Here is a 15,623-nt window from a genome sequence, read left to right as displayed (position 1 = left end):
GGTCGGGTGGGGAGGGGCGGTCTGGCGTGGCATCCTGTGCCATGGCGTATCCTGTGTGTACGGTCGAACTGCATCAGGATTCAGCCAGCCTGACAAGTTTTGTAATATTCCATGTCCCGCCCCGGAACAACGCCCGTTCTGCTGGACGGGGCGTCCATGCTGTCTGCATACCCATGTGGACATGGCCGCCACAGGAGACCCGTGATGACAGATGACCCGACTTCCGACCCGATGGAACACATGGCCCGGACGCTGGAGGGGACAGGGCGATACCGTGTCCTGCGTCCGCTGGCGCCACGCATGCTGGATCAGTACCCGGAGGGGACGGGCACACGGCTTGGCATGTTCCTTGATCTTGAGACAACCGGACTGAGTGCTGCAAAGGACGAAATCATCGAATTCGGGATCGTCCCCTTTGTCTATACGCTGGATGGGCGGATATTGGGGTCGCTGGAACCTTTCAGCCGCCTGCGCGAACCCTCCTGTCCCATTCCGGCGCAGATTACCGAACTGACCGGCATTACCCCGGCCATGGTGGCGGGGCAGTCCGTCACCCCGGAAGAAGTGGAACGTTTTGTCGCACCGGCGTCATTAATTATCGCACATAATGCAAATTTTGACCGGAAGTTTGCAGAACGCTTCACACCTGTCTTCGCCACCAAGCCATGGGCGTGCTCCATGCGCGATGTGGATTGGGCAGCGGAGGGGTATGAAGGACGCAAGCTGTCCTATCTGGGGATGCAGGCGGGTTTCTGGTTCGATGGCCACCGGGCGGTGGATGACTGCCAGGCGGGCATTGCGATCCTGGATCGTGACCTGCCGGTATCGGGGCGTCCGGCGCTGGGCGTGCTGCTGGAAAACGCCCGGCAGATCCGTTGCCGGATCTGGGCCGAGAACGCACCTTATGAATTCAAGGATATGCTGCGCCAGCGTGGCTACCGCTGGAATGACGGAACCGATGGAAACCCGCGTGCGTGGTCCATCTCGCTACCTGAGGAGCAGGTGGAGGCGGAACAGGCTTTCCTGTCAGCCGAGGTCTTTGCCCGCCCCGTTGAACTGCCCGTAACCCGCATCACGCCATGGGATCGTTTTTCCACGCGGTGCTAGGCGCATGCCTCATTCTTTAAGATAGAAGATGAAGCTTGCTACGATGTGGATTGCAGACATGAATGTATGGGCGCAGCGATCGTATCTGGTTGCAACACGTCGCCAGTCTTTCAGCTTTGCGAACATGTTTTCGATCAGGTGGCACTTTTCATACAGATGCCAGTTGTAAGGCGGCTTTGATTTCCGGTTCTTTTTCAGAGGAATACAGGCAGTGATAGTGCGTTCTGCACGCGATAACCTGATCCGGTTGCTGTCATGGCCCCGGTCCCCGATGACTTCTTCTGTCCCGTCGGAGAGATCTGCCAGCAGCACGTCTGCGCCCTTGAAGTCACTGACCTGACCTGCTGTCAGATGCAGGCGAACAGGCCGACCCTGACCATCGCACACGGCATGGAGTTTTGAGTTCAGGCCACTTTTTGTCCGCCCGATATGGCGGAAAAAAACCTTTTTTGAGCAGGGACGCCGATGTCCGGTGCGCCTTGAGATGTGTCGCATCGATCATCAGGGTCATGCAGGACCGCACGTTTCGTCTCAAGGCCCGGACCGGCGCCCCGGCCTTTATTGAGTAGAGATTCGGCCTCCAGCGCATGATGGGAATACGATGTCATTTTACGATACAGGTTTTCCGTTACAAGGAAGAGTAGGATGAAAATTGCTATGATCGGGGCCGGTTATGTTGGCCTTGTAACCGGCGCGTGTTTTGCGGATTTCGGGCATGAGGTCCGCTGCATCGATACGGACCCACGCAAGATTGAATCCCTGCGCAGCGGCGGCGTGCCGATTTATGAGCCGGGCCTGGCGGAACTGATCGCCAGCAACGTCGCGGCCGACCGTCTCAAGTTCGACCTGGATCTGGGGTGGGGCGTACGCGACGCCGATGTGGTGTTCATTGCCGTGGGCACGCCGTCCCGCCGTGGCGATGGCTATGCGGACCTGAGCTATGTCTATCAGGTGGCGAAGGATATCGCGGCGGAACTGCAGGGCTATACCGTCGTGGTGACAAAATCCACGGTGCCGGTCGGCACCGGTGATGAAGTCGAACGCCTGATCCGCGAAACGCGGCCCAACGCGGATTTCACGGTCGCGTCCAATCCGGAATTCCTGCGCGAAGGGGCCGCCATTGGTGATTTCAAGCGGCCCGACCGCATCGTGATCGGCACGACCGACCCGCGTGCGCGCGAAGTCATGTCGGAAGTCTACCGTCCGCTGTTCCTCAATCAGGCCCCCATCCTGTTTACCGACCGCCGCACGTCCGAACTGACCAAATACGCGGCCAATGCCTTCCTCGCCACCAAGATCACGTTCATCAACGAAATTGCCGATCTGTGTGAGGAAGCCGGTGCCAACGTGCAGGATGTCGCGCGTGGCATGGGGCTGGATAACCGTATCGGTTCCAAGTTCCTGCATGCGGGGCCCGGCTTTGGCGGATCGTGCTTCCCCAAGGATGTCAGCGCGCTTATCAAGACCGGCCAGGATTATGGTGTGCCCGGACGCATTATCGAGGCGGTGGCGAATGTCAACGACCAGCGCAAGCGCGCCATGGGCCGCAAGATCATCCAGGCGGCGGGTGGCGATATCCGTGGCAAGACGGTTGCCCTGCTGGGCCTGACCTTCAAGCCCAACACGGATGACATGCGTGACGCACCGTCCATTGCCATCACGCGTGCGCTCAGGGATGCGGGCGCAAACATCCGTGCCTTTGATCCGGTTGGCATGGAACAGGCGCGCAAGGTGATCGATGAAGGCGTCGTGTTCTGCAAGGACCCGTACGAAACCGTAGCCGGTGCGGATGTCATGACGGTGGTGACGGAATGGGACGCTTTCCGTGCACTCGACTTGACCAGGGTGCGTGGCCTGATGAAAAGCGCGATCCTTGTGGACCTGCGTAATGTCTACAATCCCACGGATGTCATCAAGGCAGGCTTCACCTATACGGGTGTCGGCCGTGGCCAGGTGAAAACAAACGCTGCCTGATGCTTCTGGCGCCTGACCCATGGGTGCACCGAGTGGTTGACGGAGAATGACTGACATGAATGGCAGCGTGGAAACACGGCGGGGAATGGCGCGTTCGTCCCCCCATGCCAACCGGGGGAGGTACGCAGGCAGACAACTGGGTCATATCTGCCCCCATGCGCCATTACTGCGTTATTGGCGCGCTGATCCTTCGCACCGCGCAGACGCGTTTCGGGCATGCCAGCGTGGGTTTATCTGTGGACGCTGATCGAACCGATCGCCGATGTTGCCGTCATGTCCGTTGTCTATTGGGCCATCAACCGGCAGGACCCGGTGAGGGGCAATGTTCTCCTGTTTTTCGTAACCGGGGTGCTGCCGTTCTTCCTGTTCCAGAAAACGGCGCTGCATGTTGGCGCGGCACTCCGTTCCAATCAGATGCTCCTGCGCTTTCCGCTGATACACGCGCTGGATATCGTAACATCGCGGGGACTGCTTGAAGGTGTTACGTGGCTTGCGGTATCCGTGCTGATCCTGGGCGGAATGATCATAGGCGACTATGCCCCCTTGCCCGAGTATCCGATGGAATGCGTTGCTGCCATCATCCTGATCTTCGCGATGGGAATGGGCGTTGGACTGATCAATCCGGGTGCCCGTTGACCTGCGTCGATGGTTGCTGTGGAACCCGATGCTGCATGGCGTGGCGCTGTTTCGCGCGGGGCATCTGTCTGATTATGATAAAATCTACATGAGTCCACTCTATCTTTCACAATGGGCCATCGGGTCAGTGGTGGCCGGTCTGTGCCTGCAGCGCATCACGCGCAAACGGATCATATCCGCATGATCGCCGTGTCGGATGTCACCAAATCCTACCGCGGGCAGGCAGCGGACAACCCGGTCCTGTCGCACCTGAACGCGGTGTTTGACGGTAGTGAGGATATCGGGATCCTTGGCGGCAACGGGTCGGGCAAGAGTATGCTCATCCGTAGTATGCTCATCCGTCTGCTGGCCGGTATGGATTCCCCCGATGGCGGGGAGATCATCCGCAGCCCCGACATGCGGGTTTCCTATCCGCTGTCCTATAGCGGTTTCTTCCATCCCCACATGTCCGGGCGTGACAGGCCCCGCGCCAGGCGCTGTTTACCGCGCAAAGCCAGGCCGATGACCTGCGTCGTTCCGGCGGCATGAACAGCCCGGCGCTGGCGTCACTGCAGCAGAAGATCACCACCATCCAGAGCCAGATCAGTGAAATCCGGCAGCGCGTCCGCGGCGGTTCGGCCGTTCACGTCGCGACCCCGACCGAAGGGTGGGCTTCGGTCATGGATACCAACACCCTCCTGCTGGACTAGATGAACGAAGCCCAGACCCATTATGACGAAGCCCGCAATACATTGCGCGACCTGCGCCAGAACGCCGTCAAGCAGAACCCGTACGTGCTGATCTATGTCCGGCCGGTAAAGGCGGGCGAGGCGACATTCCCCCGTTACCTGTTTTCCCCGCTGACCGTCACGGGCTGCGCGTTCATTGCTTGGGCCATTTCGCTTCTGCTGTTCTACGCGCTGCGTGATTCCCGCTAAAGAGATGCGTGGACATCGTCGTGTTCCGTCAGGACCCAACAGGGGTGGCTTAGAGCCAGCCACCGGAATTTTCTGGAGTATATAATGCGTATTCTTGTTACCGGTACGGCCGGATTCATTGGTTTCCATGTCGCCCAGCGTCTGTTGCGTGATGGCCATGAGGTGACCGGCATAGATGGCATGACCACCTATTACGACGTGACGCTAAAGCAGAAGCGCCATGCAATGCTGCGGGAATTCGAGAAGTTCACCTGCAACGAATTCATGCTTGAAGACGCGCAGGCCATGGAAAATGCCTTTACGGCGTGCCGGCCTGACCTGGTCATCCACCTCGCGGCGCAGGCGGGGGTGCGGTACAGCATTGAAAACCCGGGCACCTATATCAGCGCCAACCTTGTCGGCACCTATAACGTGCTTGAGCAGGTCAAGCAGCACAAGACGCCCCATCTCATGATGGCGTCAACGTCATCCGTCTATGGGGCGAACAAGGAGATTCCCTTCTCCGAATCCCAGCGTTGCGATCATCCGCTCAGCCTGTATGCCGCCACCAAGAAGGCGAATGAGGAACTGGCACATTCCTATTCCTATATCTGGAAGCTGCCGATTACCGCTTTCCGCTTCTTTACGGTGTACGGCCCGTGGGGACGGCCGGACATGGCGCTGTTCAAGTTCACCGCCAATACGCTCGAGGGCAAGCCGATCGATGTTTACAACAACGGCAACATGGAACGCGATTTCACCTATATCGACGATCTGGTGGAAGCGATCTGCCTGCTGTCCAGGAAGCCGCCGCTTAAGGCGGGTGAAAGCGATCCCGGCGCCAGTCCCGTCGCGCCGTACCGGGTGGTCAATATCGGCAACAGCCAGCCGGTCAGCCTGATGGCGTTTATCGAAGCGATTGAAAAGGCGCTGGGCAAGCCGTGTGTGCGCAACTACATGCCCATGCAGCCCGGTGATGTGCCGCGTACCTGGGCTGACTGCTCGGCCCTGCAGGCGCTGACCGGTTTCTGCCCGGCGACCCCCGTACAGACTGGTGTGGATGCCTTCGTGGCGTGGTACAGGGATTACTACAAGGTTCCCGCGTGCCCCTGATACACGAGGAGCCAGCGGATACCCTGTCAGGCCATCGGGCATCCAGCCCCGATGGCAATGGCTCGACACAGCCCATGCATCCCGACCGCAGCACGCATGAAATGGCGGAAGCCATGTTCGCGCGGCATGTGCGCCTGCGTACGTTCGCGGAAGGTGTGCGGGAAAGGGAAATGGACAGCCTTGCCGCCCGCTTTCCCGCCCATGAGCGTTTTCATCTTCTGGCCATGCGCCTGCGTGACCGGAGCGAAGGACGCCCGACCGTTCCGAACGCGACCGCCCCGAATATCATATGCTCTACCAGACCCTGCTTTCCGCGCCGGGTATCGTGCTGACTGCCAATTCCCGCTTTGCCGCGTGGCGTTACGCCACATGACTGGGCATTGATCAAGCGCGTGTGCGCGTCATCTATAACGGCGTGCAACCGCTTGCGGATACGCCGCGCGGCGACAGCGCGGTCTTCATGGCGGATTTTGATGTCCAGGTGCCGGCCACCCACACCATTGGCACGGTCATGCGCCCTGCTGGCGGAGCCGTTCCGGGCGGAACTGTCGCGGCATATGCATGGGGCATCCGTGCCGACGCCCCCTGCCTCCATGCGTCCGGAAGTGCTGGCTGGCTGCGTAATGGGGCTGGCGGGTGCGGCAGGCGGTGGCGACCAGTGGCCACGTGACTGTGGCGCATCGAAATAATACCGGGCCAGACGATATGTCCTGCAAATCACAAAAAAGCTTCAGAAGGATGCCGCCTTTTTGAAAAAGACGGCATCCAAAAACTTTTTATTTATCAATGGTTTTCCCAAGCTGTTTCTACCGCATGCTGTCAGCTTCTGCTTCAGGGGACGCCCATGAACTCGTCACCCAGATAATTGGGTGGGCCGCCGTTCAGTCCCTCCGCCTCGAAACCGTCATCATACGGCCCGGAATAGAACCCCATGCCGTAATTATGTTCGTTCCAGTCATTATTGGCGATCATCGGCCCATCAGGCCCTGATAACTGTGGGCCGCTCGGCCCGGCGCAGGCGGCAAGGGTTGCTGCAATCCCGATCAGGGGAAGCAGTTTACGAAGGGGATTGGACGTATTTTTTCCGGTCATATCGACTTTCTGTCACTTGGGCCGGGCTGTCGGCCTGTCCTGTCCCGCCAGCGGGCCGGGCACCTGACGCCCACGGTGCCAGACCTGCTGGATATGATCCAGTGCCGACGGGTCCTGATCCGGGTTGCCTGACACCACCAGCAGGTCCGCCAGTTGTCCCGGTGCGATCGTGCCCCGGTCCGTAAGCTGCATGAGATGGGCGGCATCCCCCGTCGCCAGCGTAATGGCCTGTAGCGGGGTCAGGCCCGCCATGACCGACAGCCGGAATTCCCGGTGTTCGGCAAATCCGGGAATACGGGTTGGCGTCGCCCCCGAATCCGTGCCGAAACCGATGGAAATGCCCGCACGGTACAGGGTCAGCAGATTGCGCATGTTCATCGCCAGCGCCTTGCGTGCTGCTGCAGTCAGGGGGGCTGCCAGAACCTTCTCCCGCCATGCCGGGTCAGCGAACTGCTGGCGCAGGGCCGCAGACAGCCCGTATGACAGGAACGGGTCATCCAGCCATTCGGGGTGTTCGGCAAAGATATAGTTCGCTTCGTCAAGGTCCAGCGTCGCGATATAGCCCGTGCCCTGCTGTGTCATGGCGTGGATCAGGGTCGCGTCAACCGGTTTGTCCCGCACGCCATGGGCCAGGATATCCACACCCGCGGCCACCAGCGCGCGGGCATCGGACAGGTCATGGATATGGGCGGCCACGCGCTTGCCGCGCAGGTGGGCCTGCGTAATGGCGGCGCGGTATATTTCGGGTCGCATCTTGGGCAGGCCGTGCGCGCCGGGCACGCCGTTGCGGAAGTCATCGACCCACAGCTTGATCAGGTCCGTGCCTTCATCCGCCATCTTGTTGACGGCGGCGCGGGCTTCATCGGGCGTGGTGGGCCGAAAAACCTGATCCGCGCCAAGATGGAACATGTTCTGCGGTGGCACGCCGTCGGGTGCGCCAATGCCCTGGTCCACGCCAAACAGGTCCGCGCCGGGGTTGAGCGCTGCATGCTGTTCGCGCCGCAGGTCATCAAACAGGGGTGAACGGTTCAGCCCCAGGGCTACAATGGTCAGCACGCCATAATGTTCGTACTGCGACAGTTCGGACAGGATATTGGCGCGGGTGTAATTGACTTCCCCATTCTGCGTGCCGCTGACCTGTCCCACATGGCTGTGGTCGGAAATCAGTCCCGGCAGCACGGTCTGGCCCGACAGGTCAATAGTGCGTGCGTGTGCTGCCGACGGCAGGTGGTGGCCGGTTGCCGCGATATGCCCGTCGCGGATCAGGATATCCGTATCCGGCTGCGGCGCGCTGCCCGTGCCATCAATAACGGTGGCATGGCGCAGCAGCACCGGCCTGTCCGGCCGGGCATGGGCCATGCCGTGAACCAGCAGAAGCCCCGTCATGAAGGTCAGCAGGGCAGGGCGGCGGTAACGGGACATGGCGGGATCTCCATCCGGCAGGGTGGAGCAGTGTGGAACGCGTGCGGACCCGCGTCCATTCACATCTGGGCGGGCCGCGTTGCGCCTAGCGCGGCAGGCGTGTCGCCCCACCTTCGATCAGGTCGGCGAAGGCATCAGCCACGTCACCGCTTTCGGGAAAGCAGACAAGGACATCATCACTTTCCGCCTTGGCTTCGCGGGCAGGCGTGATCACGCTGTCCCAATCGCCAGATAGTGAGGCCACGGTGCCGATTTCCGGCTCCACGAACTGCCATGACCCGCCCTTGACCGTTGATCCCATGACGGTTGTCAGCAGGAATATGCATGCCTGCGGGGGCAGGGGCGAAGGTACGCGCCGGAACTGGTAGATCGTGCCGGATTTTCCAAATAATGTGAAAGAAGTCCACGGTTCCATAGGCCTGTTCCCTCCTTGGGTGATGGTTGCACTATGCCATGTTTCATGGCGCCGGGGGGATAGTGGCGTGTCGCCCATCAGCCATGCGGGCCATATTGTGTCGGGTATTGTGCCGGGGGCGCAATGGCTGTCTGGTTTCTCCGGCGTATGAAGGGACCGTCGCCTGCATTCCATGATGCGGTCCATGTGATGGCCCGGTCGGCAGGTCGTCGGCGAATTTCCTGATCATGCATGGGTGATGTGGCATGCGTGGGCGAAGGATGAATGCAGCGTGGAATAAAGACGTTTTTCGCGGTCAAAAGAATGTTTCACCGGGTCAAGAATGTTGTCGGCGCAGCGGTCTATCGTGGTGATGGAAGCCAGTCCGGACTTCGTGTTAAGCGGGAGGCAGTCACCATGCGTGTTTCCTGTATAGACCATCATAAATTCTGTTGTGGACAATGACCCGACCCTCCGTGACTTCTACCACTCCCCTTACGCCACTGCATGACGCACACACCCCCGCGCCTGCGCTCCAGCGCCGGTTCGGGGTCTTTCACCTGTGGGGCATTGCCGTGGGCCTGGTGATTTCAGGGGAATATTTCGGGTGGAGTTATGGCTGGGCCGCGGCAGGCACGCTGGGCTTTCTTGTCACCACATTCATGGTTGCGCTGATGTATGCGGCGCTGATTTTTTCCTATACCGAACTGACCACGTCCATACCGAAGGCGGGTGGGCCGTTTGCCTATGTGCTGGCGGCGTTCGGACCTGTACCGGCGTTCCTGACGGGCTTTGCCTCGATCATGGAATTCGTGTTTGCGCCTCCGGCCATCGCGTTGGCGATCGGGGCCTACCTGCATGTGCAATATCCCCATGTCAGTGCATCGACGGCCGCGACGGGGGCCTATGTGGTGTTCATGGCGCTCAATATATTCGGGGTGAATATTGCGGCCACATTCGAACTGGTCATTACCATTGCCGCCATTGTTGAACTTCTTGTCTTCATGGTTGTGGTGATGCCGGGTTTTTCATGGGCGAATTTTGTCCATGATGGCTGGGCCGGGTCCGATGTGTTCAGCCTGCATGCCGTTGGCGGCATCCTGGCGGCGGTTCCCTTTGCCATATGGTTTTTCCTTGCGATTGAAGGCGTGGCCATGACAGCGGAAGAAGCGCACACCCCGCACCGGACCATTCCCGTGGCCTATATTGCCGGAATCATTACCCTGATGGTTCTGGCGTTCGGTGTCATGATCCTTGCGGGGGGCGTGGGTGACTGGAAAGCCCTGGCCAACCTGAATGACCCGCTGCCACAGGCCATGCTGACGGTAGTCGGTCCCCGCAGTGGTTATGTCCATATGCTGGTATGGCTCGGGCTGTTCGGTCTTGTGGCGTCTTTCCACGGGATCATCATGGGATATTCGCGCCAGATCTATGCCATGGCGCGGGAAGGCTACCTGCCTGCGGTGCTGGGGCGGCTTCACCCCCGGTTCGGAACGCCGTGGGCCGCAACGCTGGCGGGCGGGGTCGTGGGGATGCTGGCCATTTACGGTGACCGGTATATCACCATCGGCGGGCAACCGCTGACCGCCAATATCGTTACCATATCGGTATTTGGTGCGCTGACCATGTACCTGTTTGCCATGGCCAGCCTGTTCCAGCTGCGCCGTAACCAGCCAGATCGGGTGCGGCCTTGGTCCGTGCCCGGTTATCCTGTCGTGCCGGGATTTGCCTTTATTGCCGCATTGTGCGCGCTGGTGGGCATGGCTGTCAGCCATCTGGCCATTTTCGGGATCTATGTCATGTTCATGGCCGCGGGCCTTACGGTTTATCTGCTCAGCCGCAGATCCGGCGCGTGACGGGATTACCCTGACCGGCAAGCGCTGTGTCGGGGGACTGGTGTGTGGCCGTTTGAATATGACTGTATTGTTTTCCATAACCAGTCATGACCCAGCGAACAGGCCTGGTGACGGAACAGACATATTATAAAACATATGTCTGTTCCGGTTAAAAAATAATACTATATACACCTGCATTGATGAAATAATATTTCTACATTCCATTATGGAATTCCGCGTCAGCGACATCCCCATGCACAGATGTCAACAATATGTTTCATCAGGTCAATTCAGAACATCATATAAGTTATTATATTGTAACGAAGATGATGTATTCTTTCATATGCATTGATGGAAAGTCATTGGGGAGATGGAACGCAGATGCGGATGAACCGGGCATGGGACAGAAAAGTATCATCCCGGAATTTTCCGGTTTCTGATTTCCTGTCTGCTTCGGTTTGTTCTTTCTGTTCTGGAAATTGCAAAATAAACAAATCCCCAGATTAAATTTAAGATTCAATAAAACAGACCAGACAAAACAATAATTCCTGTTTCCGGGCATGTGCTTTTATGAAGCGTCAATGGAGAATGATATGAGACACCGTGCTGATGTTTTATTGAAAACGTTTGCCGCAGTTCTGTTTGTTTCCAGTTCCAATGTTGCACTTTCCGCCACTGTCGCGCCGAAGGTGAAACCGGATGGAAAGATCACGTCTGTCAGTCGGCACGGTGTTGCATCCAGGCCTGTTTCCCGGCCGGTGGCCGCATTGAAACCGGAGACGCTGGGCGTGGTCGGCCATCGCCATCGCGCAGTCGGTGTCAAGGAAGTGGTTTCCGCCCAGATGATCAAGGAGGAAGTTCCCGGCACGAATGCCCTCAAGGTACTGGGTAAAATGCCGGGCATCCTGTTCCAGTCAGCCGACGGGCAGGGACTGGACATCTGGTCGCAGTCCCTGTACATGCACGGCTTCCTGCTTAATCAGGTCGGGGTGACGCTGGATGGTATTCCGCTGGGGGACCAGCAGTATCATGCCCTCAACGGCCTGAACGTCATGAATGCGCTGGCATCGGAAAATATCGGCCATATGGATGTATCCATGAGCGCGGGCGCCGAATCCGTTGCCTCCACATCCAACCTTGGCGGTTCGATCGAATATTTTTCAGCCGACCCCAAGCACAAGATGGGCGGTCAGGTGAACCAGACATTCGGTTCCAATTCCACCATGCACAGCTTTTTCCGCTTTGATTCCGGCGACATGAACCGGACAGGCACCCGTATGTTCGTGTCCTACATGCGCAATAACGCGGAAAAATGGAAAGGCGGCGGCAACCAGTTCATGCAGCAGGTCAATGCCAAGCTGGTGCAGCCGATCGGTGAGGAAAGCCAGATTTCCGCCCTGTTCGACTGGGGTGATCTGGATCAGTACCAGTATCAGGACCTGTCTTTTGACATGCTGCATAACGGCGGGGGCGGGATCGACAACTTTATCGGCACGCCGAATGCCTATGCAAAAGCCTACCGTCTGGCGCTTGCGGCGAACAACAAGCCCGGCGGGGCGCTGCCCGCGGGTTATGGCAAGATGTCGGATCCGTATGATGCCTCCTACTATGACGGCGGCACGGTGGAGCGCGATTATCTCGGCGGCCTGAACATGGATTTCGCGCTGACGCACCGCCTGCACTGGAAAACCGTCCTGTATGCACAGGGACAGTACGGCCGTGGCACATGGGCCAGCCCCTATCCATGGTACAGCAGCGGGCTGATGCCCAATGGCGCCCCGCTATTTGACCAGATTACCAGTGTTCATGCCCAGCGCGGCGGTTTTACATCCGCCCTGCATTACAATATCGCGCATAACGATATCAGCGCGGGCGTGTGGTACGAACATTATCATGTGGATGAAGTGCGCAACGCCTATTACGAACCGGTGCTGGGGCAGGGGTCCCCGATCAATTCCATGGGCAAGCTGCCTTCCCCCATGGCCAATCTGTGGGGTGATACCTTCAATTCAAACAGCTTTACGGCCTTCGTGCAGGATACGTATCATGTCCGCCCCAACCTGAACGTACATTTCGGTTTCAAGTCGTTGCTGCAGACGGTTGATGGCCGCGAAACCGGCAATCTGTCCGCCTATACCGGCACGGACGCCATTGCCAGCGGCAGCGTGACGACAGCCAAGGCGTTCCTGCCACATATCAGCGCGGACTGGCATTTCCTGAAGCATCATGAACTGTTTTTTGATGTTGCTGAAAACGTGAAATCCTACCCCATCGCGGGTTACAAGATGGGCGCATCGCCTTTCGCCATGACCCAGTCCGCCTATAACAGCATGCAGTCGCAGGGCGGGCTGAAGCCGGAAACCAACTGGAACTATGCGGTGGGTTACCGCTACATGGCCCGGATGCTGATGGCGTCGCTGTATGCCTACCACACCAATTTCCGCAATCGTCTGCAGCAGGTGACAAGCGGACCGATCACCAACCCGTATTCCGCCGTGATGAACGTTGGTGGCGTGACGATGAACGGTGTGGATGCCGGTCTGACCGTGATGCCGGTCAAGGGACTGTCCATTTACAATTCCATCAGCTGGAACCATGCAACTTATGATCAGGATGTGACTTCGGGCGGCGTGCGTTACGGCACCCACGGGCAGCAGATCGTCAATTATCCCCGGTTCATGTACAAGGCCAGCCTGACATATGCCTGGCATGGCGCAAGCGCCCATATCGATACGCAGTATATCGGGGAACGTAACTTCAGCTATATTGGTGATACCCATGTGCCGGGTTACTGGGTCACATCACTGGGCGCACGGTACAATTTCTCCGAACTTGCCCACAGAAGCGACCGGTTCAGGTATCTCAATCACCTGACCCTCAGCTTCAACGTGTATAACCTGACCAATACGCAGTATATTTCCACCATGGGTGAAAACGGCAACCCGATGAGTGGTGATGACCAGTCCTTCCTGATTGGCGCGCCGCGACAGTATTTCGGGTCGGTCGCCATAGAATTCTAGACAATGAACGGGCGCCCTGTTGCAGGGCGCCCGTTTGTTTATGAAACGGTGGCCTGTATTTTTTTGAAAACATTAAAAGTTTTTGGGTGCTGCCTTTTTTCAAAAAGGCGGCGTTTCCTGAAGCTTTCTGAAAAAAGCTTCACCAAAAACTGCTTTTGATTTTAAGGCGTTATTATGGTCTGACTTTTCAAACCGTCTCCAAAGACATTTGCCCCCATGCGCCTCGTGCCGTGTTCGCGTGCGGCACAGGGGCGTCGTCAGGCCAGCAGGCGTGGTGCCGTGCTGCCGTAAGGGATGGAGGCGGGATCGGGGCGCCATTCGCCGGTATTCTCATTGCGCCCCTGCAGCACGAACCGGGGTTGTGATGCCGACTGTTCCTGTGCCGCGCGTCGGGACAGCGCGCCAATCGGGCCGGACAGGCAGCGGTTGATGATGACCGACAGCGCGGTATCGGCAAAACCGTGCATCATATCCACGTCGCCGTCGCTATCGCCAAAGACCATCACGGGACCGTGCCCTTTCTGCCGGGCCAGTGCCTGACGGATGGCCGTGACCTTGCCCTGCCGATAGGTCAGGGGCCAGTGGGGTACGTCCCTGTCACCGGGATAGGACGCATCACCATCCGGGTGCATCCGCACGCCCATTACGTTTTCGGCAGGCAGGTTGTATCCGTACTGGGGATCAGTCGCGAAAATGCGCACGATATCCACGAAGGATGCCGAACAGACATAGACATCAATGCCCTGCGCGCGCAGGCAGCCATGCAGCGTGGCGATTTCGGGCGTCAGGCGCAGGCATTGCATGAAGGTGTGGCTGACGCATCCCGCCTGTCCCGGTCGCTGTGGCGGGGTGTGCCACGTGACGGATGTAATGGCCTGTCCCAGATGCCAGGTGTTGGACGCCTGTACAAGCTGGCGCAGGCTGTCGGGCGTATGACCGTTCAGCATCCATATGACCCAGCGATAGGCATGATCCACGCCGGAACTCGCCATCATGGCGTCATAGGCGAAATACAGCTTGGCCCGGAAACTGCACATTATGGGATCGGCGGCCGTACGAAGCGTAAAGCCGCCGTCGCGCAGGGGCAGCAGTCCGTAGGACCGTACCAGCGCCGTGTAATCGGCAACCAGATCCACAGCCAATGCATGCGCGTTGACCCGCTGTCCCGTAACGGTGCGGCATGTCGGGGCAAGCATCCCATGCCCCAACCCACGTTGCAGAAAGGTGCCAAACTGCTGCGGCGTAAGCATGAAGCACAGATTGTCGATCATGAAGCGGAACAGTGTTTCCGCGCAGTCACCAGAAATACAGGTATTGTCCCAGTCAAATACGGCATAGGGCCGGGTCGTGGCATCCTGACTGCCACGTCCATGGGCGCGGATGACCGCTTCGACCGCCCGGCGTGTCGTGGGTGCCCATTTCAGGGGCGGCAGCAGCGGGAGGAAGGCCGTATCATCGGTTGCATGCGCCCCGGCCGCCAGCAGCCCGGGCGCCAGGGATGACAGGCCTGCTACAGTGGCAAACTGACGACGGGTAAAGGGTTTCGTCACGCTTCATGCCCTTTTGGCAGATGGGTAATGGACGGCGCGCCGCCAAGGCGCGGGTCACTGCGGCTGGGCCGCCCCGTTTCCATGTGGCCAGCCAGTCTGGCAAGGAAATGCGGATGGCCACCGCATGTCAGGCGCAGGTCATACCAGTGATCCGACGCGGCCAGGTTCCAGTCATGGGTTACGCTGCCGAGTGGGGGAATGTCCAGACGGACCGGCGCGTAGCCGGCGTAATCCACCATGTCCATATTTACACGCAGCCTGTTCCTGCGTGTGTTCCGCAGGGTCAGGCGCAGGTTGCCCGTGTCGGTATCATAGGATTCCGCCACCTCCAGCACGCATGACCGGTGAGGCAGGGCCCATGTCCGTACAAAGCCGTTGGGACCATGTAGGCGCAGGGTATGGCTGGCCATGGTCGGTGGCAGCGTGAAGCGGAAATCACTGTGCGCGGCCACGGTAAAATGCCGGGGACCGTGAACATCCACGCCATACAGGCGGAAGACCACCCCGACGTCGCCCGGATTGTCCAGTACAAGGTCCAGCGCCCCATCGTGCGCATGTATCCGTGCGGTATGGCGATAGGGCAG

Annotated in this window: 19 protein-coding genes; 12 read left to right on the top strand and 7 right to left on the bottom strand. The window is 58.9% G+C overall.

What is annotated here, in order from left to right; genetic code table 11:
- The first annotated feature begins 204 nt into the window (after positions 1–204).
- Positions 205–1,107 (top strand): 3'-5' exonuclease, encoded by a 903-nt coding sequence (locus F1542_RS09150; protein WP_193732761.1) that lies wholly within the window; start codon positions 205–207, stop codon positions 1,105–1,107.
- 9 nt (positions 1,108–1,116) lie between these two features.
- Here F1542_RS09150 and F1542_RS09145 read toward each other — a convergent pair whose 3' ends face one another.
- Positions 1,117–1,602 (bottom strand): IS5 family transposase, encoded by a 486-nt coding sequence (locus F1542_RS09145; RefSeq protein WP_227672614.1) that lies wholly within the window; start codon positions 1,600–1,602, stop codon positions 1,117–1,119.
- 150 nt (positions 1,603–1,752) lie between these two features.
- Here F1542_RS09145 and F1542_RS09140 point away from each other — a divergent pair, with 150 nt between their 5' ends.
- From F1542_RS09140 to F1542_RS09110, 9 genes are all read left to right on the top strand, one after another.
- The gene (locus tag F1542_RS09140; RefSeq protein ID WP_193732760.1) at positions 1,753–3,081 is read left to right on the top strand and encodes a UDP-glucose/GDP-mannose dehydrogenase family protein; all 1,329 of its coding nucleotides are present in this window, start codon (positions 1,753–1,755) and stop codon (positions 3,079–3,081) included.
- A gap of 216 nt (positions 3,082–3,297) precedes the next feature.
- Complete coding sequence (locus F1542_RS17175) at positions 3,298–3,717, top strand: hypothetical protein (protein WP_227672613.1); 420 nt, start codon at positions 3,298–3,300, stop codon at positions 3,715–3,717.
- Positions 3,707–3,901, top strand: coding sequence for a hypothetical protein (locus F1542_RS17170; protein WP_227672612.1), 195 nt, complete (start codon positions 3,707–3,709; stop codon positions 3,899–3,901). Before F1542_RS17175 ends, F1542_RS17170 begins: the two co-directional genes overlap by 11 nt.
- Positions 3,898–4,245 (top strand): ATP-binding cassette domain-containing protein, encoded by a 348-nt coding sequence (locus F1542_RS09130; RefSeq protein WP_227672611.1) that lies wholly within the window; start codon positions 3,898–3,900, stop codon positions 4,243–4,245. The genes F1542_RS17170 and F1542_RS09130 overlap by 4 nt, the downstream gene beginning before the upstream one ends.
- The gene (locus F1542_RS17165; protein WP_227672610.1) at positions 4,242–4,406 is read left to right on the top strand and encodes a hypothetical protein; all 165 of its coding nucleotides are present in this window, start codon (positions 4,242–4,244) and stop codon (positions 4,404–4,406) included. Before F1542_RS09130 ends, F1542_RS17165 begins: the two co-directional genes overlap by 4 nt.
- The gene (locus tag F1542_RS17160) at positions 4,407–4,634 is read left to right on the top strand and encodes a hypothetical protein (RefSeq protein ID WP_227672609.1); all 228 of its coding nucleotides are present in this window, start codon (positions 4,407–4,409) and stop codon (positions 4,632–4,634) included.
- A gap of 84 nt (positions 4,635–4,718) precedes the next feature.
- Positions 4,719–5,726, top strand: coding sequence for an NAD-dependent epimerase (locus F1542_RS09120; RefSeq protein ID WP_193732759.1), 1,008 nt, complete (start codon positions 4,719–4,721; stop codon positions 5,724–5,726).
- On the top strand, positions 5,717–6,058 hold the full coding sequence (locus tag F1542_RS17155; protein WP_227672608.1) for a hypothetical protein: 342 nt from the start codon (positions 5,717–5,719) through the stop codon (positions 6,056–6,058). The genes F1542_RS09120 and F1542_RS17155 overlap by 10 nt, the downstream gene beginning before the upstream one ends.
- 141 nt (positions 6,059–6,199) lie before the next feature.
- Complete coding sequence (locus tag F1542_RS09110) at positions 6,200–6,415, top strand: hypothetical protein (RefSeq protein ID WP_193732763.1); 216 nt, start codon at positions 6,200–6,202, stop codon at positions 6,413–6,415.
- Positions 6,416–6,557: 142 nt separating this feature from the next.
- Here the strand turns inward: F1542_RS09110 and F1542_RS09105 are convergent, their stop codons facing one another.
- From F1542_RS09105 to F1542_RS09090, 4 genes are all read right to left on the bottom strand, one after another.
- Positions 6,558–6,818, bottom strand: a complete 261-nt coding sequence (locus F1542_RS09105; protein WP_193732758.1) for a hypothetical protein — start codon at positions 6,816–6,818, stop codon at positions 6,558–6,560.
- 12 nt (positions 6,819–6,830) lie between these two features.
- Positions 6,831–8,240 (bottom strand): amidohydrolase family protein, encoded by a 1,410-nt coding sequence (locus F1542_RS09100; protein ID WP_193732757.1) that lies wholly within the window; start codon positions 8,238–8,240, stop codon positions 6,831–6,833.
- A gap of 85 nt (positions 8,241–8,325) precedes the next feature.
- Entirely contained in the window at positions 8,326–8,655 is a 330-nt protein-coding gene (locus F1542_RS09095) for a hypothetical protein (RefSeq protein WP_193732756.1), read from the bottom strand.
- Positions 8,656–8,880: 225 nt separating this feature from the next.
- Positions 8,881–9,096, bottom strand: coding sequence for a hypothetical protein (locus tag F1542_RS09090; protein ID WP_193732755.1), 216 nt, complete (start codon positions 9,094–9,096; stop codon positions 8,881–8,883).
- Between F1542_RS09090 and eat the strand changes: the two genes are divergently transcribed.
- Together eat and F1542_RS09080 are read left to right on the top strand one after the other, a co-directional pair.
- Positions 9,096–10,490 (top strand): ethanolamine permease, encoded by a 1,395-nt coding sequence (eat, locus tag F1542_RS09085; RefSeq protein WP_227672607.1) that lies wholly within the window; start codon positions 9,096–9,098, stop codon positions 10,488–10,490. The two genes, F1542_RS09090 and eat, sit on opposite strands and share 1 nt — an antisense overlap.
- A gap of 572 nt (positions 10,491–11,062) precedes the next feature.
- Positions 11,063–13,489 carry a TonB-dependent receptor domain-containing protein gene (locus F1542_RS09080; protein ID WP_193732754.1) on the top strand — a complete coding sequence of 809 codons (2,427 nt, stop codon included), beginning with the start codon at positions 11,063–11,065 and terminating at the stop codon, positions 13,487–13,489.
- Positions 13,490–13,746: 257 nt separating this feature from the next.
- Here F1542_RS09080 and F1542_RS09075 read toward each other — a convergent pair whose 3' ends face one another.
- Positions 13,747–15,039, bottom strand: coding sequence for a haloacid dehalogenase-like hydrolase (locus F1542_RS09075; protein ID WP_193732753.1), 1,293 nt, complete (start codon positions 15,037–15,039; stop codon positions 13,747–13,749).
- The coding region (locus tag F1542_RS09070) for a phospholipase domain-containing protein (protein WP_193732752.1) at positions 15,036–15,623 on the bottom strand (588 nt) is incomplete at its 5' end. The genes F1542_RS09075 and F1542_RS09070, both read right to left, overlap by 4 nt.

The organism is Komagataeibacter sp. FXV3 (genome assembly GCF_015155755.1).
In the GTDB taxonomy this organism is placed as follows: domain Bacteria; phylum Pseudomonadota; class Alphaproteobacteria; order Acetobacterales; family Acetobacteraceae; genus Komagataeibacter.
Note: the sequence above shows the minus strand (reverse complement) of the source record. Positions and strands in the feature narration are given on the sequence as shown.